We start from the raw sequence: 21,752 nt of genomic DNA, 5'->3' as shown, positions 1-21,752 counted from the left end.
CCGGTGGGCTGCGATGAGCTCGGCGTTGGTCTCTTCCTTTGTCGTGCTGGCGGCTCCGGCGCCGGTCGCCTCGGCCGAACCGGCATGTTCGGACGTCGAATTGATCTTCGCCAGGGGCACCAGCGAGCCGCCGGGTATCGGTCGGGTCGGGTTTGCTCTGGAGAATGCGCTACGCCCGCAGCTCGGTGGCCGCACGCTGAGCACCTACGGCGTCAACTACCCGGCGACCTACGATTTCCTGCGCGCCGCCGACGGTGCATTCGATGCCAGCGCGCGAGTCGCCTACCTTGCCGACGCTTGCCCGAACACCCGCGTCGTGCTCGGCGGCTACTCCCAAGGCGCCGCCATCGTCAACATGCTGGTGGGCCTTCCGCCGGTCGGCGACCGCATCGGCGATATCGGTTCGGCTCCCCCATTGGCCTCCAACCTGGCGGGCAATGTGGCCGCCGTCGCCGCGTTCGGCAACGCGGGCGCCAAGTTCGGCTATCCCGTCAGTGCCGCGGGACCGCCGTTCAGTGGTCGCGGTATCGACCTGTGCGCCGACGGCGACCCGATCTGCTCGGGCGGCCGCAACCCGTTTGCGCACACCCGATACGAGTCCTCCGGGTTCATTCCGCAGGCAGCCGGGTTCATCGCCGGCCGCGTGTGACTCCAGGCCTGCTCGCACCCCGTCGCGTTACGATGTGGCGTGCGCATTGATCTTGTCCGTCGCTGCTCGGCACTGCTCGTCGCCGCCACCGCGGCCGTCGGTTCGCTGCTCCTGACACCGGCGGCACCCGCCGGGGCGGAGTCCTGTCCCGATATCGAGGTCGTCTTCGCCCGTGGCACCAACGAGGATCCCGGCCTCGGCCGGATCGGCGCCGCGTTCGTGAACTCGCTTCGCAGCAAGGTCGGTGGCCGCACGGTGGGCACCTACGCGGTGAACTATCCGGCCGACTACGACTTCCTGGCCGCCGCCACCGGCGCCAACGACGCCAGTGGTCACATCCAGTGGATGATCAACAACTGCCCCGGCACCCGGCTGGTACTCGGCGGCTACTCCCAGGGCGCGGCCGTCATCGACGTCATCGCCGCGGTGCCGGTGCCCGCCATCGGATTCACCGCCCCGCTGCCGCCGAACACCCCCGAGCACGTCGCCGCGCTGGCCGTGTTCGGCAACCCGTCGGCGAAGGTCGGCCTGCCGCTGACGGTCAGCCCGGTCTGGGGGTCTCGCTCGATCGACCTGTGCAATCCCGGCGATCCGATCTGCACCAGCGGCGATGACGTCGCCGCCCACCGCGCCTACGACGGCGGCCCCGCCGATCAGGCGGCCGGCTTCGTCGCGGGACTGCTCTGACGCAGGCCCCGTACACTCGTCTGGTGTCCAGCCGAACGCTTCCAGCAAAGCACCGCGCGCGCAGGTTCCTGGCGATCGTGGTCGCCGCCGCGGCCGCCGCAGGGGGGTTCGTCGCCTCCGTCGTGGTGACCCCGGCAGCCCAGTTGCCCACCGCATCGGCCGAACCCTGCGCTCCCGTCGAGCTGATCTTCGCGCGCGGGCGCGGTGAGGCTCCCGGCATCGGCCGCATCGGTGACGCGCTCGTCGGCGCCCTGAACGCACGGCTGCCCCAGCCCGTCGGCGTTTACGCCGTGAACTATCCCGCCGATTTCGAGGTGCCGGTGGGCGCCAACGACATCAGCGACCGGATCCAGTACATGGCCGGGTCATGCCCGAACACCAGGTTGATCGTCGGTGGATACTCCCTCGGTGCCGCCTCGGCTGCGCTGGCACTGTCGGCGACGCAATCCGGGTTGGGTTTCGACCGACCGCTGCCGCCGGAGATGTCCGGCCATGTGGCGGCTGTCGTGCTGGTCGCGAACATCACCCGCCGGATGGTGGGAAACGAGATCGGTCCGCCCTACCGTGACCGGACCATCAACGTGTGTGTCCCGACCGATCCGGTCTGCGGCGATTCCCTGCCCACGGGCTTCGAGGATCTGCAGAATGTATGGCCCAACCACTGGCAGGACGCCTATATCGGTTCGGGCCTGATCGAGCAGGCCGCCGACTTCGCCGCCGCCCGCGTGCGCTGATCGGCCTGCTTCGGCTACACCGGCGTCAAAAACCGCCGCTACAATCGGCACGGTGATCTTGACGCCGAGGGGTCCGGTCCGCCGCTTCACCATGCTCACCGTTGCCGCGCTGCTCGCGCTGGCCACGGTGGCCATACCCACGCTGACCGCGCCGATGCTGCCAGTCGCCTCGGCGGCGAATTGCCCGGATGCCGAACTGATCTTCGCCCGCGGGCGCATGGAGTCCCCCGGCGCGGGTCAGATCGGCAACGCACTCGTAGCGTCGTTGCGCTCCAAGACCGGCAAGAACGTGGCCCTGTATGCGGTGAAGTACCCCGCCGACACCCAGATCGATATCGGCGCGAACGATATGAGCGCACGCGTCCAATACATGGCCTCGTCCTGCCCGGACACCCGCCTGGTGCTCGGCGGCTACTCGCTCGGCGCCGCGGTCACCGATGTGGTGCTGGCGGTGCCGTTCGGTTTCTTCGGCTTCAAGAATCCGCTGCCACCGGGCCTAGATCAGAAGGTCGCCGCCGTCGCGCTGTTCGGCAACGGCATCGCCTGGGTGGGTCCCATCTCCAACTTCAATCCGATCTACAAGGAACGCACCATCGAGCTGTGCCACGGTGACGATCCGATATGCAACCCGACCGATCCCGAGAACTGGCAGGACTACTGGGCCGACCATCTGGCGCCGGCCTATATCAAGGCGGGGATGGTCACCCAGGCAGCCGACTTCGTCGCACCACGGATCTGACTCTCTGCCGAGACAACGCTTTCTGGCCTTCTCAGGCCCGATCGACGGGACAACCCGTAGCCTCGCCGGGCAGCTTCAGAGCGTGCGCAGATCCCGGGTGATCTCGATCCGCGCGGCGAGTTCGTCATCGGGCGGGTAGTCGACACCGACCAGGCTCAGGCCGCGGGCAGGGGCGACGGGGAAGTCGCTGGAGCGCTTCGTCGAATCCAACAGTCCCGCACACCAATCCGGGTCGCGGCGACCCTCCCCGACTGCCAGCAGCGCGCCGACCAACGAGCGCACCATCGACCAGCAGAACGCATCGGCGCTGACATGCGCGGTGACGACCTCACCGGTGCGCTCCCAGTCGAGGCGCTGCAGATCGCGAATCGTGGTGGCGCCCTCGCGGTACCGACAGAAGGCGGCGAAATCATGCAGCCCCAACAGGTGTCGCGATGCGGCCACCATGGCCTCGACATCCAGCGGTCGCGGCCACGGTGTGACGAACCGGGCATGTTGAGGCAGCACCCCATACGGCGCTGTGCCCAACCGATACGCGTAGTGCCTGCGCAGCGCCGAGAACCGCGCGTCGAATCCCTGCGGTGCCCGCTCGATGCGCAGCACCCGGACCTCCTCAGGCACGAAACGACTCAGCCGCCGCGTCAACGGGAGGAACTCCGGTTCGCCGACCGGGCGCGGACTGCGCGGAAATGCCTGTGCCAGCGCATCATCGGGGATGTCCACATGGGCCACCTGACCGGTGGCATGCACGCCGGCATCGGTGCGGCCCGCGGCCCGCAGTACCACCGGAGTGCGGAACACCGTGGACAGCGCCTCCTCCAGGACACCGGCGACGGTCCGCTGCCCTGCCTGCGCGGCCCAGCCCGCGAAATCGGTGCCGTCGTAAGCGATATCGAGCCGCAGACGAACAAACCCGCCACCGGTGGAGGTGGCGGGTTCGTTCACAGCGTGACTACTTGTCGTCAGACTTCGCGTCCTCGGCAGGGGCCTCGGTGGCCTCCTCAGCAGCAGCCTCGGTGGTCTCCTCGGTCACGGCTTCCTCGGCCGGGGCCTCGGTGGTGTCCTCGGTGACCTCTTCGGCAGGTGCCTCGGCGGCGGCAGCCTTCTGCGACGCATCCGCACGTCGGGCACGGTTGGCCTCAGAGGTCACCGTCTTCTCCCGCACCAGCTCGATGACCGCCATGGGGGCGTTGTCGCCCTTGCGGTTCTCGATCTTGATGATGCGGGTGTAGCCACCGTTGCGGTCGGCGAAGAACGGGCCGATCTCAGCGAACAGGGTGTGCACCACATCCTTGTCGCGGATCTTCTTCATGACCTCGCGCCGGTTGTGCAGCTCACCCTTCTTGGCATGGGTGATCAGCTTCTCGGCGTACGGACGCAGCGCCCGGGCCTTCGGCTCGGTGGTCTTGATCCGGCCGTGCTCGAACAGCGCGGTGGCCAGGTTGGCCAGCAGCGCCTTCTGATGCGAGGACGACCCGCCGAGACGGGGACCCTTGGTGGGTTTGGGCATTGCGACTATCTCCTTGTGGGGCCGGCCCCCGTATCAGGTAGGGCCGGGACGGTTCTCTTTCGAGAATTGGGCGGGAATGTGCCCTGGGGTCAGAGCTGCTCGGTCTCGGCGAAGTCCTGGTCGGTGTCCAGGTCATAGCCGGTGTCGCCGGTCCAGGTGCCGGTGGCCACGTCGTAGCCGGCCACCTCGGACGGATCGAAGGTGGCGGGCGAGTCCTTGAGCGACAGGCCGAGCTGATGCAGCTTGATCTTCACCTCGTCGATGGACTTCTGCCCGAAGTTACGGATGTCGAGCAGATCCGACTCGGTGCGCGAGACGAGCTCACCGACGGTGTGCACACCCTCGCGCTTGAGGCAGTTGTACGAACGGACGGTCAGGTCCAGGTCGTCGATCGGCAGCGCGAAGCTGGCGATGTGATCGGCCTCGGCAGGTGACGGGCCGATCTCGATGCCCTCGGCCGCTTCGTTGAGCTCGCGGGCCAGACCGAACAACTCGACCAGGGTCTTACCGGCGGACGCCAGGGCGTCGCGCGGGCTGATCGAGTTCTTGGTCTCGACATCGAGGATGAGCTTGTCGAAGTCGGTGCGCTGCTCGACGCGGGTGGCCTCCACCTTGTAGGTCACCTTGAGCACCGGCGAGTAGATCGAGTCGACCGGGATGCGGCCGATCTCGGCACCGGAGGCCTTGTTCATCACGGCAGGGACGTAACCGCGGCCCCGCTCGACGACGAGCTCGACCTCGAGCTTGCCCTTGTCGTTCAGCGCCGCGATGTGCAGATCGGGGTTGTGCACGGTCACACCGGCGGGCGGCACGATGTCACCGGCGGTGACCGCGCCCGGCCCCTGCTTGCGCAGGTACATGGTGACCGGCTCGTCCTCTTCCGAGGACACGACCAGGCCCTTGAGGTTCAGGATGATGTCGGTGACGTCTTCCTTCACACCGGGAACGGTGGTGAACTCGTGCAGCACACCGTCGATGCGGATGCTGGTGACCGCTGCGCCGGGGATGGACGACAGCAGCGTGCGCCGCAACGAGTTACCGAGGGTGTAACCGAAGCCGGGCTCCAGCGGTTCGATGGTGAACCGGGACCGGTTCTCGGCCAACGACTCTTCGGACAGGGTGGGACGCTGTGAGATCAGCATTGTTTTCCATCTCCTTCTCGGCACCCACTATTTGATGCCGTATTGGTGACCGGGCCCCCAAAGCTGTGGGGGCCCGGCGTCCTCATTACTTCGAGTAGAACTCGACGATGAGCTGTTCGGTGAGCGGCACCTGGATCTGCGCCCGCTCGGGGAGCTGGTGCACCAGGATGCGCTGACGCTCGCCCACGACCTGCAACCAGGACGGGATCGGGCGCTCGCCCGCGGCCTGACGTGCGGCCTCGAACGGCAGCGTGTTGATCGACTTGTCCTTGATGTCGATGATGTCGTACTGCGACACCCGGTAGCTCGGGATGTTCACCTTCACACCGTTGACCAGGAAGTGCCCGTGGCTGACGAGCTGACGCGCCATCCGACGGGTGCGGGCCAGGCCGGCCCGGTAGACGACATTGTCCAGCCGGCTCTCCAGGATCTGGAGCAGGTTCTCACCGGTCTTGCCGGTCTGCCGGTTGGCCTCTTCGTAGTACTTGCGGAACTGCTTCTCCATGACGCCGTAGGTGAAGCGAGCCTTCTGCTTCTCCTGCAGCTGGGTGCGGTATTCGCTCTCCTTGATCCGCGCGCGACCGTGCTGGCCGGGCGGGTAGGGGCGCTTTTCGAACGACTGATCGCCGCCGACGAGGTCGACGCCGAGGCGACGCGACTTGCGGGTCGCGGGGCCGGTATAACGAGCCATTTTCTAGATCCTCCCTAGACCCGGCGCCGCTTGGGCGGACGGCAGCCGTTGTGCGGCTGCGGAGTGACATCGGAGATCGCGCCGACCTCGAGGCCTGCGGCCTGAAGCGAGCGGATCGCGGTCTCGCGGCCCGAACCCGGGCCCTTCACGAAGACATCGACCTTCTTGACACCGTGCTCCTGCGCCTTGCGGGCAGCGTTCTCGGCGGCCAGCTGCGCGGCGAACGGGGTCGACTTACGCGAACCCTTGAAGCCGACGTGACCCGACGAGGCCCAGGCGATGACGTTGCCCTGGGGATCGGTGATCGAGACGATGGTGTTGTTGAAGGTGCTCTTGATGTGAGCAGCGCCGTGCGGGACGTTCTTCTTTTCCCTGCGGCGGGTCTTCTGACCCTTCTTGGCGGCGGTGCCGCCCTTCTTAGCCTGTGCCATCCGGGGTTACCTGGCCTTCTTCTTGCCGGCGATGGTGCGCTTGGGGCCCTTGCGGGTGCGCGCGTTGGTCTTGGTGCGCTGTCCGCGCACGGGCAGGCCACGACGGTGGCGCAGGCCCTGGTAGCAGCCGATCTCGATCTTGCGACGGATATCGGCCTGCACCTCGCGACGGAGGTCACCCTCGACCTTGAGGTTGCCTTCGATGTAATCGCGCAGCTGCGAGACCTGATCATCGGTCAGGTCCTTGGTGCGCAGGTCCCGGCTGATGCCGGTCGCGTCCAGGATCTCCTGGGAGCGGGTACGGCCGACGCCGTAGATATAGGTCAGCGCGATCTCCATGCGCTTGTCGCGCGGGAGATCAACGCCCATGAGACGTGCCATCAGGCAGTGTTCCTTTTCGTTGCGGAGGTCTGTTCCCAGTCCGTTCCCCGTTCGGGGTCCGGCCTCCGTGCCGGACGTGGTGAGCAGCCAATCTGCTCAGTGGTACTGGGATGTCTGCATTCAGTTGTGGGTGGTGCTGGTCTCTAGCCCTGCCGCTGCTTGTGGCGCGGGTCGGAGCAGATCACCATGACTCGCCGATGCCGGCGGATCACCCTGCACTTGTCGCAGATCGGCTTGACGCTCGGGTTCACCTTCACGGCTTCGCGATCCTGTTCTCTCGGATGGTCTGGATGGTGGGCAGTTACTTGTACCGGTACACGATGCGGCCCCGGGACAGGTCGTAGGGAGAGAGCTCCACCACGACGCGGTCCTCGGGCAGGATGCGGATGTAGTGCTGCCGCATCTTGCCGCTGATGTGGGCCAGAACCTTGTGTCCGTTCTCCAGCTCAATGCGGAACATCGCATTGGGCAGAGGCTCGACCACGCGGCCCTCGACCTCGATGGCACCGTCTTTCTTGGCCATACTGTCTTAGCGATCCTTGTCTTCGATTTCGTATCTCTACGCCCCGGCACGACCGATTCACCGACTACGTGACGTGAGCCGGACCCGAAATCGTTATGGTTCTCAGACGAGGCACGCAAAGAGTCGGTGCGCAGGCCGCACCGTCGATCCATACTACCCGCACCGCGCCGTACCCCAAAATCAACGAAATTGCAGCTCGACGCGCCCACCGCGGCGGCCGGAACCCGGCGCCCGGTCTCGTTGCCCGGTGCCTGGATCACATCGAGGACCTACGGCCCTGTCGCAGGGTTGTTCCCGCACCGGATAGTCGAGGGGTGAATCACCCCGGTGCCGCTTACTCCGACTCCCACGATGGTGCGCATTCCGATGCCGACCTGGTGCCCTACGTCGGCGTCATCGCCATCATGACCGGCCCGATGCCCGCACACGACGAACTGGCGACAGCCCTCGACGACCGGCTCGGCCGGCCCGTCGACCTCCTTGCGGTCGAGCTGGCCGAACCCGGTGACGACGAGACCCTGTTCGCGTTCGTCACACAGGCCATCCGCCCCAGCCCCGAACCCGGTCCGCAATGGCGGTGCTGGGCCGTGGCGGGTCTGAGCGATCACCGCTGGGCCGTGCTGTTGGCGGCGCGGCACGATATCGCCGATGCCGGCATCGTCACCGACGTCCTTGCCGGGCTCGGTACGGACAGTGCCGTATCGGCAACGGTCGGTGCGCCCCACCCGAGCACGCTTCCGCCGGGCCGACCGACCGGCTTCAGCGCCGTCCAGGTGGCACTGGCCGATGCGGTATCGGTCTGCCAGACCTTCGACGTCACGCTCACCGAGCTGGCACTGACGGCGGTCACCAACGGCCTGCGGTCCGCGCTGCGACATCGCGGCCGGGATCCGCGGCGGATCTCGGTGCGCACCCGGCAGCCGCTTTCGGCCCGGACGGGTGCTGTGGCGGCCAGGATGAGCCGGCGGATACCGGTCCTACGACGGGCGCTACCGGTCGAGGAACCGGATGTGCTGCGGCAGCTACAGACCGTGCACCGCACGCTGGCCGATTTCAAGGCCGACGCGCGACACCGCTCCCCTTGGTCGGTGCCCGCCACCGCGCTGATGCCCGTCGCGCTGGCACGGCGGGCGCTCAAGATGGTGACCGAACCGTCCCGGGACGATCTCCTGGTGGCGATGACCAGCGTCACCGGCCCACGTCGTCCTTGCGACATGCTGGGCCGTCCGATCGTGGCGATGGTGGGTGTTCCACCGGTCCCTCCGCCGGGCCAGGTCGCCGTCATGCTGCTCACCTACGGTCCGGATCTGTTCTTCGGGCTGGCCGCAGACTGCGATACGTTCCCTGAGGCGGACGATGTCACCCACGGGATCGCCCGAACGATCGAGCATCTCGCCGCTGCCGCCAGGCATCCGCACCCCGGGCGGCCGGCCCTGGCGTTGATCGGGCCCAGAGCTACCGGGGACCAGCGCCTCGGCGAAAGGAACACAGATGACCGAGCCGGTTGACATCACCAAAATCGTTGTCGGAGTGGATGATTCGCCGTCTGCTCGGATCGCCGTGCAGTGGGCGGCCGCCGAGGCGGGGTTGCGGGGCATCCCGTTGGTGCTGTTGCACGCGAACACCATGCCGGTCGGCGCCTGGCCCGCGGTACCTGCGCCTGCGGACTACCTGGATTGGCAGATGCAGCTCGGGCGCGATCTGCTCGAGGAAACCGCCGACTCGGTCCGCACTCTCACCGACACCACGGTGACCACCGATCTGGTCGTCGCGACACCCACCGCGGCATTGGTCGACGCGTCCCGCACGGCGGGCATGGTCGTCACGGGAAGCCGTGGCAGGGGCGCGCTTTCGCGTCACCTGCTGGGCAGCGTCAGCACGGGGCTGCTCCATCGGGCCCACTGCCCGGTGGTGGTGATCAGCGATGACGACGGACTACCGGCACCTGCTGCGCCGGTCTTGCTCGGCTTCGACGGATCGCAGGCATCGGCGTCCGCGACGGCCCTGGCCTTCGAGGAGGCGTCCCGACGCGGTGTGGGCCTGGACGTCCTGCATGCCTGGTGGTCCCCCGGCGCATTCGAGATGCCGGGTTTCGACTGGGAGTCATTGCGCCCCGAGGTCGACCGGCAACTGCGCGAGATGCTCGTCCCCTGGCAGAACCGATATCCGCACGTGGACGTCAACCGCATCGTGGTTCCCGACCGGCCCGCCGCCCGGCTCGTCGAGCACTCGACGGCGGCGCAGTTGGTCGTCGTGGGCAGTCATGGCCACGGCGCCGTGGCCTCGGTGCTGCTGGGCTCGGTCAGCAATGCCGTGGTCCAGGCGGCACGGGTGCCGGTCCTGGTGGCCCGCCCGCGGTGAGCGGGCGGTGGGCCGGCCTTGCCGACTAGGCGGACTGCGCCTCGGCAGTGGCCTTGATGGCCGCCAGGGTCTGCGGGATCCCACTGAGTGCCAATTCCGAGCGCGTCGCGATCTGCGCGTCCGCATCGGCGCCGAAGCGCTCCCGGAATCCCTCGATGCCCTTGGGCAGGAACCGCCAGTACTGAGTCAGCGTGGTGCCCTCGCCTGCCGGTTCCATGGTGAAGCCCCACCGGACCCAACCATCGTTGACCTCCCAGGCGAACTCGCGACCCGGCGTGGCCGCGACGACCTGGCTGCGGGTTTCCCAGGTGCGCTCGGGCAGCACATTCCGCCCGGTGAACCACGCCCCGGCCACCGCACCGGCGGCCGGGTCGTCCCACCAGCACTCCTTGCACACCGGACTCCACCGGCCCATCCGGGTGATATCGGAGACCAGGTCGTAGGTCGCCTGCGTGCCCAGGGCGAGGTGGATGGAATCGGAGTACTCGAGCGCCGTCACACGCGGCAGTCTAGGCCGACGATGCGCGACGTTCGCCGTCAGCGATCAGGTGGGGATAAGAAGTGGACGTCCAGCGCATAATCATCAGTGATGCCTGACGCCGAGCGCCAACCCCGCAAGCCCGTGATCCTGTCGGTCGACGATGATCCGGCCGTGTCCCGCGCCGTGGCACGCGATCTGCGCCGCCACTATGGCGAGCGATATCGGATCGTGCGTGCCGAATCCGGTCCCGATGCCCTTGACACGTTGCACGAACTGAAGCTGCGCGGTGACACCGTCGCCGTGTTCGTGGCCGACTACCGGATGCCGCAGATGAGCGGTATCGAGTTCCTCGAGGCCGCGATGGACCTGTACCCGATGGCACGACGGGTCCTGCTCACCGCATATGCCGATACGACGGCCGCCATCGACGCCATCAACGTCGTCGATCTCGACCACTATTTGCTCAAGCCGTGGGATCCGCCCCAGGAGAAGCTCTACCCGGTGATCGACGGCCTGCTCGAGTCCTGGCATGCCGCCGGCGATCACGCCATCCCGTACACCAAGGTGATCGGCCACCAGTGGAATCCGCGGTCCTGGGATGTGCGTCAGTTCCTCGCCCGCAACGGTTATCCCTTCAAGGCCTTCACCGCCGAGGAACCCAAGGGTCGCCAACTGCTCGAGGCAGCCGGGCTGGACGGCAGGCAGCTGCCGGTGGTGATCACCGAGGACGGCAAGCCCATGGTCGAACCCACCGACACCGAGCTGGCCACCATGCTCGGCCTGTCCACCAACCCGTCCCTGGAGATGTACGACCTGGCGGTCATCGGCGGCGGGCCTGCCGGATTGGCCGCCGCGGTCTACGGCGCGTCCGAGGGTCTCAACACCGTCCTGATCGAGCGCGCGATGACGGGTGGTCAGGCCAGCCGCAGCTCCCGGATCGAGAACTATCTCGGCTTTGAGAACGGCATCTCCGGGGTCGATCTGACCACCACGGCACGCCGGCAGGCCGAGCGCTTCGGCGCCGAGGTGATCACCACCCGCCAGGCCCTGCATCTGCAGGCCGGTGAGATCGGAACGGCACGCATGATCACCTTCTCCGATGACGATTCCGCCGACGGCAACGGCCGGCGCACCATCGGCGCCCGGGCGGTCATCCTCGCCACCGGTGTCGACTACCGGGAGTTGACGGTGACGGGCTGTTCGGCGGCCGAGGAGTCCAACTTGATCGGGCGCGGCGTCTATTACGGCGCCTCGGTGTCCGATGCCGCCGAATGCGCCGGTGAAGAGGTCTACATCGTCGGCGGCGCCAACTCAGCAGGCCAGGCGGCGATGTTCATGTCCAGGACCGCCAAGAGGGTCACCATGCTGGTGCGTGGCCCCTCGCTGGAGGCATCCATGTCCTACTACCTGATCCAGCAGATCGAGGCCAACGACAAGATCGAGGTCCGCACCTGCACCGAGGTGGTCGGCACCACCGCCGCCGACGACCACCTTGTCGGGCTCACACTGGCCGACCGCAAGTCCGGTGAGACCGAGGATGTGCCGGCCAACCGGCTGTGCTGTTTCATCGGCGCCACCCCGCGCACCGACTGGCTCGACGGCGTGGTGGCCCGCGACGACCGCGGTTTCATCCTGGCCGGCCCCGATCTGCGCGATGTGTGCGGCTGGAGCCTGGACCGTCCTCCGCACCACCTGGAAACAAGTGTGCCCGGTGTGTTTGTTGCAGGAGATGTGCGTTCGGAATCCGCCAAGCGGGTTGCCGCGGCCGTCGGCGAAGGGTCGATGGCGGTGATGTTCGTGCACCGGTACCTGGCTGAGGCATAGAGGGGCTTGAGACATATGGGCGAGACGTGTGTACGCGACGAACTGCGGACCCTGTTCCTGTTCGAGCATCTGACCGACGAGCAGCTCGACACGCTCTGCCAAGCGGGCTCCATCGAGACGTTTCCGGCCGGCCCGATCGTGCAGGAGGGCGAGCAGGCGACGTGCTTCTACGTGCTGATCGATGGTGAACTGATCATGTCGAAGCGCTCCGGCGGCGTCGACATCCAGACCAACCGGACCTCGCAGCGCGGCGTCTACTTCGGCGCCTGGTCGGCGTACATCCCCGGTGAAGAGCAGCTCTACCAGGCCTCGGTACGCCTGGTGTCCGAGTCACGGGTGTTCGTGCTGGAGGCGCGGGCGTTCGCGGAGTTCATGCGTGCGCAGTTCCCGATGGCCGTGCACCTCATGGAAGGCCAGCTCGTCGGTGGCCGCCGGCAGAGCCAGATCATCGGCCAGCGTGAGAAGTTGCTGGCACTGGGCACCATCACCGCCGGGCTGACCCACCAGCTGAACAATCCGGCGGCGGCCACCGCGCGCGCCGTATCCGACCTTCGCGAGAGCGTCGGTCACATGCGACACAAACTCGCCATGGTGGCCGAGGCCAAGTTCAGCCCCGAATCGCTGCGCGCCCTGGTCAACATCCAGGATCAGGTGGCCGAACAGGTCGCCAAGAACAAGGACCTGGAACTCACCGCGCTGGAAGCCTCCGATCGCGAGGACGAGCTCGGTGACTGGCTCGAGGATCACGGTATCGCCGGCGCCTGGGATTACGCTCCGACGTTCGTGGAGGCGGGCCTGGACACCGACTGGCTGGAGCGGGTGTCGGCGCTGGTCGACGATCTGGATTCGACCGCCTCGCTGCAGGGCGCCATCGGCTGGCTGAAGTACACCATTGACAACGAGTTGCGGATGAACGAGATCGCCGAGGCGAGCAAGCGCATCTCGGCGCTGCTGGCCGGGGCCAAGCAGTACTCGCAGATGGACCGCGGCTCCTACGGCAGTGCCGACGTGCACGAACTGATCCGCAGCACCGTGATGATGTTCGGCGACAAGATCGGCGGACCGGGGAAGGACCGACCGGTCACGATCGTCAAGGACTTGGACAAGACGCTGCCCGAACTGCAGTGCTATCCCGGCGACCTGAACCAGGTGTGGACGAACATCATCGACAACGCCATCCAGGCGATGGGCGGCCACGGCACCTTGACCATCCGGACCAGCCGCGAGAACGAACAGATGATCCGTGTCGAGATCTGTGATGACGGCCCCGGCATCCCCGAGGATGTCATCGACCGCATCTTCACGCCGTTCTTCACCACCAAACCCTTCGGCGAGGGCACCGGCCTCGGACTGGACCTGGCTTGGCGCATCGTGGTGGAAAAGCACGGGGGCAACATCTCGGTGCAGTCCAAGCCCGGCGACACCCGGTTCGCGGTCTGCCTGCCGCTGGTGGCGCCGGCTCCGGTCATCCCCACCCCGGGTGAGTTGTCGGCGGCGGGGACCGAGTAGCGAGGCCCGTGCGTCGGTCGGAATGCGCAGCGCCCTTGCGGAGGTTGTGCCGACCATGACGAAACCAGCTCTGGGCAAGTTCGGCGTGTTCGGTCACTACGAGCAGTGGCGGCAGCTCCCCGAACCACAGCTCCGGGAGATCGAATCGCTCGGTTACGGTGCGATCTGGGCGGGCGGCTCACCGCCCGCCGAACTGGATTGGGTCGATCCGATCCTGGACGCGACCGAAACCTTGCAGGTGGCCACCGGCATCGTCAACATCTGGTCGGCACCGGCGGCGCCGGTGGCCGACTCCTTCCACCGCATCGAAAAGCGCTACCCCGGCCGCTTCCTGCTCGGTATCGGCGTCGGCCATCCCGAGGCGCACACCGAATACAAGAAGCCCTACGACGCGCTCACCGAGTATCTCGACGCGCTCGATCAGCACGGTGTGCCCAAGGATCGGATCGTGGTGGCCGCACTCGGTCCGCAGGTGCTCAAGCTTTCGGCCCGGCGCAGCGCCGGCGCGCATCCGTACCTCACGACACCCGAGCACACCGCGCAGGCGCGGGAGCTGATCGGACCCGACGCGTTCTTGGCGCCCGAACACAAAGTCGTGCTCACCACCGATGCGGCACACGCCCGCGAGGTAGGCCGCAAGGCACTGGAGATCTACCTGGGTCTGGCGAACTACCTGAACAACTGGAAACGGCTCGGGTTCACGGACGCGGACGTGGCCAAGCCCGGCAGCGACGTCCTCGTCGACTCCGTCGTCGCCCACGGCACCACCGATGCCATCGCGGCCCGGCTCAAAGAACACCTGACCGCCGGCGCCGATCATGTTCCGGTTCAGGTGCTGACGGGTACAGACAACCTGTTACCCGCGCTCACCGAGTTGGCCGGCCCGCTGGGCCTGCGGTGAGATGAGCCGGGCAGAGACACACCGATCAGAAACACATCGACGAGAACGACGAGGATGGAGATCGCCATGACCGACGCCGTGACCCTCAAACCCGATTTCGGTCGCTACGGCGTCTGGACCTTCGGTGTGCCGAAGCCCGAGCAGGCTGCCGAGATCGAGAAGCTGGGTTATGGCGCGCTGTGGATCGGTGGGTCGCCCAAGGGTGACCTGAACTATGTCGAGCCGCTGTTGGAGGCCACCGACAATCTGCAGGTGGCCACAGGCATCATCAACGTCTGGCAGGCGGATGCCGGTGAGGTGTCCGAGGCCTACCACCGGGTGGAGAAGGCTCATCCGGGTCGCTTCCTGCTCGGTATCGGCATCGGCCATCCCGAGCACACCGAGGAATACCGCAAACCATATGACGTGCTGGTCGAGTACCTGGATTCGCTGGATGCCGCCCATGTGCCCACCAGCCGGCGGGTCATCGCCGCGCTGGGGCCCAAGGTGCTCAAGCTGGCGGCCGCCCGCAGCGCGGGCGCCCATCCCTACCTGACCACCCCGCAGCACACCGGCCAGGCCCACAACCTGATCGGTAACACCGTGTTCCTGGCGCCCGAGCACAAGGTCGTCCTCAGCACCGATGTCGAGCACGCCCGGGAGATCGGTCGGCAGGCGGTGGACTTCTATCTGAACCTGAGCAACTACCTGAACAACTGGCGCCGGCTTGGCTTCACCGAGGACGATATCGCCAAGCCGGGAAGTGACCGGCTGATCGACGCCGTCGTCGCCCATGGCACCGCAGCCGATGTCGCCGCGCGCCTGAACCAGCATCTGGATGCCGGTGCCGATCATGTGGCGATCCAGGTGCTCGGCGGCTGGGATGAGCTGTTGCCGACGTTGACCGAGTTGGCCGGCCCGCTCGGCCTCACCTAGAGCGGCGGGGCGGTGCACCTCTAGGGTTGGGCCATGCGGTTGCTGGTCACCGGTGGTGCCGGATTCATCGGGTCCAACTTCGTGCACCTCACCCTCCGGGAACGACCGGAGACCCAGGTGACGGTCCTGGATGCGCTGACCTACGCGGGAAGCCGTGAATCGCTGGCGCCGGTGGCCGGCCGCATCCGGCTGGTCGAAGGCGATATCACCGATACCGATCTGGTCTCCGATCTCGTCGCGGCGGCCGATGCGGTGGTGCACTTCGCCGCGGAAACCCATGTCGACAACGGCCTCGCCGACCCGACGCCGTTTGTGCAGTCCAATGTCGTGGGCACGTTCACGCTGTTGGAGGCGGTGCGCAGACACGGGACCCGGTTTCACCATGTGTCGACCGATGAGGTCTACGGGGACCTGGCCCTCGACGATCCCGCGCGTTTCACCGAGTCCACCCCGTACAACCCTTCGAGTCCGTACTCGTCGACGAAGGCAGCCGCCGATCTGCTGGTGCGAGCCTGGGTTCGCTCCTACGGTGTGGCCGCCACGATCTCCAACTGCTCCAACAACTATGGGCCCTACCAACACGTCGAGAAGTTCATCCCTCGGCAGATCACCAACATCCTGACCGGCAGGCGCGCCAAGCTGTACGGCACCGGCGCCAATGTGCGCGACTGGATCCACGTCGACGATCACAATGCGGCGGTGTGGCGCATCCTTGTCGACGGCACGCCCGGCCGGACCTACCTCATCGGGGCGGACGGTGAGCGGGACAACCGCAGCGTGTTGCGGACACTGCTGACTCTGATGGGGCACGATCCCGACGATTTCGACCAGGTGACCGACCGGGTGGGGCATGATCTGCGCTACGCCATCGATGCGTCGGTGCTGCGCGAGGAGCTGGGGTGGGCTCCGGTGCACACCGATTTCGAGGCGGGCCTGCTGGCCACGATCGACTGGTATCGGAACAACGAAAAGTGGTGGGGGCCCTTGAAATCGACGATCGAGGCACGGTACGCGGAGCGCGGCCAGTGAGCGCACGGGAACTCGCGGTTCCCGGCGCGTGGGAGATCACTCCGACGGTGCACAGCGACGCCCGCGGCGCATTCTTCGAGTGGTTCACCAATGCGTCCTTCGAGGCGATGACCGGCCACCGCTTCGAGCTCCACCAGGCGAACTGTTCAATCTCGGCGGCCGGCGTGCTGCGCGGTGTGCATTTTGCCGACGTCCCGCCGAGCCAGGCCAAGTACGTCACCTGCCTGCGTGGCGCGGTGTACGACGTGGTCGTCGACATCCGGGTCGGCTCGCCCACCTTCGGGCACTGGGACGGGGTGCTGCTCGACGACCGGCAGCGACGATCGGTCTACCTCTCCGAGGGACTGGGCCACGCTTTCCTTGCGCTGGAAGATGATTCGACGGTGATGTACCTGTGCTCGGCTGGTTACGCCCCGGATCGCGAGCGCACCATCTCACCGACCTCCCTGGGCATCGACTGGCCCCTGGAACATCGGCTGATCCTCTCCGAGCGCGATGCGGCCGCACCGACGCTGGCCGAGGCACTCGCCCAGGGCGTGCTGCCGGCATGGGCGGACACCCAGGCCTACGTCGAGCAGCTGCGCGCTCGGATTCACTGAGCCTTCCCAACCCGTCCTTGCGTGCAACCCAGCACATTACTAGGATATCCAAGTATCTCGGATCACATCGGGCACGCTCACTTCGGACGGATCTCATGACCACCAAAATTCAGCACTTCATCGACGGCAAGCGCAGCGACCTCGCCTCCACCCGCACCGCGGATGTCCTCAACCCCAGCACCGGCGAGGTGCAGGCACAGGTCTTGTTGGCCAGCAAGGCCGACGTGGACACCGCGGTCGCCTCCGCGGTGACCGCGCAGCAGGAATGGGCGGCGTGGAACCCGCAACGGCGGGCCCGTGTGCTGATGAAGTTCATCGCGCTGGTCAACGAGAACGTCGACGAGCTGGCCGAGCTGCTCTCCATCGAACACGGCAAGACCGTGCCCGATGCCAAGGGCGACATCCAGCGCGGCGTCGAGGTCATCGAGTTCGCGATCGGCATCCCGCACCTGCTCAAAGGTGAGTTCACCGAGGGCGCCGGCGGCGGTATCGACGTGTACTCGATCCGTCAGCCGCTCGGTGTGGTCGCCGGGATCACCCCGTTCAACTTCCCGGCGATGATCCCGCTGTGGAAGGCGGGTCCGGCGCTCGCGTGTGGAAATGCCTTCATCCTCAAGCCCTCCGAGCGCGACCCCTCGGTGCCGCTGCGGCTGGCCGAGCTCTTCTTGGAGGCCGGCCTGCCCGCAGGCGTGTTCCAGGTCGTCCACGGCGACAAGGAGGCTGTCGACGCGATCCTGAGCCATCCCGACATCCAGGCCGTCGGCTTCGTCGGCAGCTCGGACATCGCGCAGTACATCTACTCCACGGCCGCGGCCAACGGAAAGCGCAGCCAGTGCTTCGGCGGTGCCAAGAACCACATGATCGTGATGCCCGATGCCGATCTCGACCAGGCCGTCGACGCACTCATCGGCGCCGGCTACGGCAGCGCCGGCGAGCGGTGCATGGCCATCAGCGTCGCGGTCCCGGTGGGCGAAGAAACAGCGCAACGGCTTCGCAACAGGCTGGTCGAGCGCGTCAACCAGCTCCGTGTCGGGCACAGCCTGGATCCCAAGGCCGACTACGGGCCCCTGGTGACCGGTGCCGCCCTGGAGCGGGTGCGTGACTACATCGGCCAAGGTGTGGAAGCCGGCGCCGAACTGGTGGTCGACGGGCGCGAGCGCGCCACCGACGAACTGAGCTTCGATGGTCAGGATCTGTCCGGGGGATTCTTCATCGGCCCCACCCTGTTCGACCATGTCACCACCGACATGTCGATCTACACCGACGAGATCTTCGGCCCGGTGCTGTGCATCGTAAGAGCCAAGGACTATGAGGACGCGTTGAGGCTCCCTACAGAGCACGAATACGGCAACGGTGTCGCGATCTTCACCCGCGACGGCGACGCCGCCCGCGACTTCGTCTCGCGCGTGCAGGTCGGCATGGTCGGCGTCAACGTGCCGATCCCGGTCCCGGTGGCCTATCACACCTTCGGCGGCTGGAAGCGTTCCGGCTTCGGCGATCTCAACCAGCACGGCCCGGCCTCGATCCAGTTCTACACCAAGGTCAAGACCGTCACCGAGCGCTGGCCGTCGGGCATCAAGGATGGCGCCGAGTTCTCCATTCCCACGATGCAATAGCGCCGACATGTCGATCTTCGAGCTGACCGACGACGAACGGGTGATTGCCGAGACGGCAGCCGCGTTCGCCGCCAAACGCCTTGCGCCGCACGCTTTGGAGTGGGACCACAGCAAGCACTTCCCCACCGATGTGCTGCGTGCGGCCGCCGAACTGGGCATGGCCGCGATCTACTGCGGCGAGGATGTCGGTGGCAGCGGGTTGCGCCGCATCGACGCGGTGCGGATCTTCGAGGAATTGGCCGCGGCCGATCCGGCGCTGGCCTCGTTCATCTCCATCCACAACATGTGTGCGTGGATGGTCGACACCTATGGCAACCTGGAACAGCGCAAGACCTGGGTGCCCCGGCTGGCGAGCATGGAGACCATCGCGAGCTACTGCCTGACCGAGCCCGGGGCCGGCTCGGATGCCGCGGCATTGCGCACCAAGGCGGTTCGCGACTCCGACGGCTGGGTGCTCGACGGTGTCAAGCAGTTCATCTCCGGCGCAGGAGTTTCCGACGTCTATGTCGTGATGGCCCGCACCGGCGCGGACGGACCGAAGGGAATCTCGGCATTCCTGGTCGAAAAGGGCACCCCTGGGCTGAGTTTCGGGCCGAATGAAGCCAAGATGGGGTGGAACACCCAGCCGACCGCGCAGGTCGTCCTCGAGCAGGTACGGGTGCCTGCCGATGCGCTGCTCGGCGGGCCCGAGGGCGAGGGCACCGGGTTCGGTATCGCCATGAACGGGCTCAACGGCGGCCGCATCAACATCGCCGCCTGCTCGCTCGGCGGGGCCCGCACCGCACACCAGAAGGCGGCCGCCTATCTGCGTGATCGGGAGGCCTTCGGTGGCGCCCTCCTCGACGAGCCCACCATCCGGTTCGCCCTGGCCGATATGGCCACCGCTCTGGAGACATCTCGGATCATGTTGTGGCGCGCCGCGTCTGCACTCGACGCGAACGCACCGGACAAGGTCGAACTGTGCGCGATGGCAAAGCGCTACGTCACCGACTCCTGCTTCGACGTGGCCGACTCCGCGCTGCAGTTGCACGGCGGCTACGGCTATCTCAACGAGTACGGCCTGGAGAAGATCGTCCGGGACCTACGGGTGCACCGAATCCTGGAGGGCACCAACGAAATCATGCGGGTGGTCATCGGCCGGGCGGAAGCCGCGCGGGCCCGGGCCGCCGGATAGAAGGGACGACAGCAGATGAGCACCATCGCTTTTCTCGGCCTCGGGAACATGGGCGGTCCGATGGCCGCCAACCTGGTGTCGGGCGGTTTCACCGTGCACGGATACGACCCCGTTGCCGACCTGCGGGATACCGCGGCAGGCACGGGCATCACGACCTTCGACACCGGCGCCGCGGCGGTGGCCGAGGCCGATATCGTCATCACCTCGCTGCCCAACGGTGCCATCGTGAAGTCCGTGTATGCCGAGGTGCTGCCGGCGGCAAAGGCCGGTGCGCTGTTCATCGACACCTCCACCATTTCCGTCGATGACGCCCGCGAGATCCACCGGCAGGCCCTCGATGCCGGCTTCGCCCAGCTCGATGCCCCGGTGTCCGGCGGCATCAAGGGTGCCGCGGCGGGCACGCTGGCATTCATGGTCGGCGGCGAGGAGGAGGCATTCGCCAGGGCCACCGCGGCGCTGGAACCGATGGCAGGCAAGGTCATCCACTGTGGTGGCGCGGGCGCCGGTCAGGCCGCCAAGGTGTGCAACAACATGGTCCTTGCGGTGCAGCAGATCGCCATCGGTGAGGCGTTCGTCCTGGCCGAGAAGCTGGGTCTGGACAAGCAGAAGCTGTTCGACGTGATCACCGGGGCGACCGGGAACTGCTGGGCCGTGAGTACCAATTGCCCGGTGCCCGGGCCGGTTCCGACCTCACCGGCGAACAACGATTTCAAGCCCGGCTTCGCTACCGCCCTGATGCACAAGGACCTCGGGCTGGCGATGGCGGCGGTCGAATCGACCGGCTCGAACGCGCCGCTGGGTACCCATGCGGCGCAGATCTACGCGGATTTCAACGCCGAGCACAGCGGGTTGGATTTCAGCGCCGTCATCGAGGCGTTGCGCGCGGGATAGTCACAGCCCGCTTGCAGGTTCGAGGGCGACCGTGGAGGTTCTTCGGGATCTGGGTGCCGCTGTGATCGCAGGCACCGGTGATACGCGGCGTCGGCGCGGTCAGGCCGCCGGAACGCTGTGTTCGGCCCACCACTGCGCGTGCAGTCGGCGGAATTGGGCCAGCCGCAGGCCGCCGTCGGTCCCGCTGTAATCGCGACGCACCGCGGCCGCGGCGGACGGAACCCCGGCCGCGGTGTCGGCGTCGCCGTCGACGAGGACGGTGGCCAGGCCTGCGGCATCGGCGCCACGCAGACCGGTAGCCGACCCGACGATGGCCAATGCGTCATGCGGCGCCACGCCCAGTTCGGCCAATGCCTGCCGGAACAGGGCATCCCCGCGCGGCGGCACACCGATATCGTCGGCGGTCACCACGGCTTCGACCAGACCCGCCCCCACCAGCTGGCTCACCAGCGGCTGCGCCCAGCGCCGCCGACCATCGGTGATCACCGCGATCGGCACCTGCGCGACGAAAGCATCGGTCACCAGATCATTGAGGCCGGGCCGCGGGCTGAACCCCGCGTCGAGCATCACCCGCTGCAGCAGGGCCTCCTTGGTGTCGCACACCTGCTCGACCAGGACACGCACCAGCACATCGCAGTCGGTGCCGATACATCGTTTGCGCAGTTCGGCGGCCACCCGCAGCCGTTCGTCGGGCAGCGCCAGGAGCTGCCGGTAGCGCTCCACGCTCCACTGCACGGGAAGGCCGAGGGCGGCGAACGCGGCGTTGAACACGACGCGGTAGCCGTCGAACCGGAGGTCGGCCAGGGCATCGAGATCGAGCACCAGCGCGCGCAACGGGTCGGTACGGCGGAACAAGTAGGTGGCGGCGGGTCCGGCACTATCCAGCGGCGTCATCGGATAAGAGTGGCCCAGATCACATCGGCGCCGCGTCCCCCGGAAGGGGGATTGGGTGGGCCAAGTTGGGT

The 21,752-nt window shown here is 67.1% G+C and carries 25 protein-coding genes; 15 read left to right on the top strand and 10 right to left on the bottom strand.

Features of this window, described 5'->3' with window-relative positions; genetic code table 11:
* Positions 1-13 precede the first annotated feature (13 nt).
* The 4 genes from G154_RS11330 (at position 14) to G154_RS11315 (ending at position 2,809) form a co-directional block, all read left to right on the top strand.
* Positions 14-649, top strand: coding sequence for a cutinase family protein (locus G154_RS11330; RefSeq protein WP_045546443.1), 636 nt, complete (start codon positions 14-16; stop codon positions 647-649).
* Between the two features lie 39 nt (positions 650-688).
* A complete protein-coding gene (locus G154_RS11325) occupies positions 689-1,336 on the top strand; it encodes a cutinase family protein (protein ID WP_019512351.1) in 648 nt (215 codons plus the stop codon).
* A gap of 23 nt (positions 1,337-1,359) precedes the next feature.
* Complete coding sequence (locus G154_RS11320) at positions 1,360-2,070, top strand: cutinase family protein (protein ID WP_019512352.1); 711 nt, start codon at positions 1,360-1,362, stop codon at positions 2,068-2,070.
* 91 nt (positions 2,071-2,161) lie between these two features.
* Positions 2,162-2,809, top strand: a complete 648-nt coding sequence (locus G154_RS11315) for a cutinase family protein (RefSeq protein ID WP_045546442.1) — start codon at positions 2,162-2,164, stop codon at positions 2,807-2,809.
* A gap of 75 nt (positions 2,810-2,884) precedes the next feature.
* On the opposite strand, the gene truA is transcribed toward G154_RS11315, so the two are convergent.
* The 8 genes from truA to infA form a co-directional block, all read right to left on the bottom strand.
* Entirely contained in the window at positions 2,885-3,754 is an 870-nt protein-coding gene (gene truA / locus G154_RS11310) for a tRNA pseudouridine(38-40) synthase TruA (protein ID WP_019512354.1), read from the bottom strand.
* 7 nt (positions 3,755-3,761) lie between these two features.
* Entirely contained in the window at positions 3,762-4,319 is a 558-nt protein-coding gene (gene rplQ, locus G154_RS11305) for a 50S ribosomal protein L17 (protein ID WP_019512355.1), read from the bottom strand.
* 89 nt (positions 4,320-4,408) lie between these two features.
* Entirely contained in the window at positions 4,409-5,485 is a 1,077-nt protein-coding gene (locus tag G154_RS11300; RefSeq protein WP_267885067.1) for a DNA-directed RNA polymerase subunit alpha, read from the bottom strand.
* A gap of 61 nt (positions 5,486-5,546) precedes the next feature.
* Entirely contained in the window at positions 5,547-6,152 is a 606-nt protein-coding gene (rpsD, locus tag G154_RS11295; protein ID WP_019512357.1) for a 30S ribosomal protein S4, read from the bottom strand.
* Positions 6,153-6,166: 14 nt separating this feature from the next.
* On the bottom strand, positions 6,167-6,583 hold the full coding sequence (rpsK, locus tag G154_RS11290) for a 30S ribosomal protein S11 (protein ID WP_019512358.1): 417 nt from the start codon (positions 6,581-6,583) through the stop codon (positions 6,167-6,169).
* A gap of 6 nt (positions 6,584-6,589) precedes the next feature.
* Positions 6,590-6,964 (bottom strand): 30S ribosomal protein S13, encoded by a 375-nt coding sequence (gene rpsM, locus G154_RS11285; protein WP_019512359.1) that lies wholly within the window; start codon positions 6,962-6,964, stop codon positions 6,590-6,592.
* A gap of 143 nt (positions 6,965-7,107) precedes the next feature.
* Complete coding sequence (rpmJ, locus tag G154_RS25990; RefSeq protein ID WP_079925868.1) at positions 7,108-7,221, bottom strand: 50S ribosomal protein L36; 114 nt, start codon at positions 7,219-7,221, stop codon at positions 7,108-7,110.
* Positions 7,222-7,265: 44 nt separating this feature from the next.
* Positions 7,266-7,487: a translation initiation factor IF-1 gene (gene infA, locus G154_RS11280; RefSeq protein WP_003418601.1), complete on the bottom strand. Its 222-nt coding sequence runs from the start codon at positions 7,485-7,487 to the stop codon at positions 7,266-7,268.
* A 314-nt stretch (positions 7,488-7,801) separates the two neighbouring features.
* Here infA and G154_RS25525 point away from each other — a divergent pair, with 314 nt between their 5' ends.
* Entirely contained in the window at positions 7,802-8,995 is a 1,194-nt protein-coding gene (locus G154_RS25525; protein ID WP_019512360.1) for a WS/DGAT domain-containing protein, read from the top strand.
* Positions 8,979-9,848, top strand: a complete 870-nt coding sequence (locus G154_RS11265; RefSeq protein WP_019512361.1) for a universal stress protein — start codon at positions 8,979-8,981, stop codon at positions 9,846-9,848. The genes G154_RS25525 and G154_RS11265 overlap by 17 nt, the downstream gene beginning before the upstream one ends.
* 25 nt (positions 9,849-9,873) lie before the next feature.
* Here G154_RS11265 and G154_RS11260 read toward each other — a convergent pair whose 3' ends face one another.
* Complete coding sequence (locus G154_RS11260; protein WP_019512362.1) at positions 9,874-10,347, bottom strand: SRPBCC family protein; 474 nt, start codon at positions 10,345-10,347, stop codon at positions 9,874-9,876.
* Between the two features lie 90 nt (positions 10,348-10,437).
* Between G154_RS11260 and G154_RS11255 the strand changes: the two genes are divergently transcribed.
* The 9 genes from G154_RS11255 (at position 10,438) to mmsB (ending at position 20,787) form a co-directional block, all read left to right on the top strand.
* A complete protein-coding gene (locus tag G154_RS11255; protein WP_019512363.1) occupies positions 10,438-12,153 on the top strand; it encodes an FAD-dependent oxidoreductase in 1,716 nt (571 codons plus the stop codon).
* A gap of 15 nt (positions 12,154-12,168) precedes the next feature.
* Positions 12,169-13,662: an ATP-binding protein gene (locus tag G154_RS11250; protein ID WP_019512364.1), complete on the top strand. Its 1,494-nt coding sequence runs from the start codon at positions 12,169-12,171 to the stop codon at positions 13,660-13,662.
* 55 nt (positions 13,663-13,717) lie between these two features.
* Positions 13,718-14,563: an LLM class F420-dependent oxidoreductase gene (locus tag G154_RS11245; RefSeq protein ID WP_023985355.1), complete on the top strand. Its 846-nt coding sequence runs from the start codon at positions 13,718-13,720 to the stop codon at positions 14,561-14,563.
* 66 nt (positions 14,564-14,629) lie between these two features.
* The gene (locus tag G154_RS11240) at positions 14,630-15,478 is read left to right on the top strand and encodes an LLM class F420-dependent oxidoreductase (protein WP_023985354.1); all 849 of its coding nucleotides are present in this window, start codon (positions 14,630-14,632) and stop codon (positions 15,476-15,478) included.
* A 33-nt stretch (positions 15,479-15,511) separates the two neighbouring features.
* Positions 15,512-16,507, top strand: coding sequence for a dTDP-glucose 4,6-dehydratase (gene rfbB, locus G154_RS11235; protein ID WP_019512367.1), 996 nt, complete (start codon positions 15,512-15,514; stop codon positions 16,505-16,507).
* Positions 16,504-17,106 carry a dTDP-4-dehydrorhamnose 3,5-epimerase gene (rfbC, locus tag G154_RS11230; protein WP_019512368.1) on the top strand — a complete coding sequence of 201 codons (603 nt, stop codon included), beginning with the start codon at positions 16,504-16,506 and terminating at the stop codon, positions 17,104-17,106. The genes rfbB and rfbC overlap by 4 nt, the downstream gene beginning before the upstream one ends.
* A 95-nt stretch (positions 17,107-17,201) precedes the next feature.
* Positions 17,202-18,722 carry a CoA-acylating methylmalonate-semialdehyde dehydrogenase gene (locus G154_RS11225; RefSeq protein WP_019512369.1) on the top strand — a complete coding sequence of 507 codons (1,521 nt, stop codon included), beginning with the start codon at positions 17,202-17,204 and terminating at the stop codon, positions 18,720-18,722.
* Positions 18,723-18,735: 13 nt separating this feature from the next.
* Entirely contained in the window at positions 18,736-19,896 is a 1,161-nt protein-coding gene (locus G154_RS11220) for an acyl-CoA dehydrogenase family protein (protein WP_192817332.1), read from the top strand.
* A gap of 15 nt (positions 19,897-19,911) precedes the next feature.
* On the top strand, positions 19,912-20,787 hold the full coding sequence (mmsB, locus tag G154_RS11215) for a 3-hydroxyisobutyrate dehydrogenase (RefSeq protein ID WP_019512371.1): 876 nt from the start codon (positions 19,912-19,914) through the stop codon (positions 20,785-20,787).
* Between the two features lie 99 nt (positions 20,788-20,886).
* On the opposite strand, the gene G154_RS11210 is transcribed toward mmsB, so the two are convergent.
* Entirely contained in the window at positions 20,887-21,681 is a 795-nt protein-coding gene (locus G154_RS11210; protein ID WP_019512372.1) for an HAD family hydrolase, read from the bottom strand.
* Positions 21,682-21,752 lie beyond the last annotated feature (71 nt).

Origin of the sequence: Mycobacterium sp. VKM Ac-1816D (assembly GCF_000416385.1) — a bacterium.
GTDB classification, from domain to species: Bacteria; Actinomycetota; Actinomycetes; order Mycobacteriales; family Mycobacteriaceae; genus Mycobacterium; species Mycobacterium neoaurum_A.
This window is presented reverse-complemented; position numbering and strand designations above follow the sequence as displayed.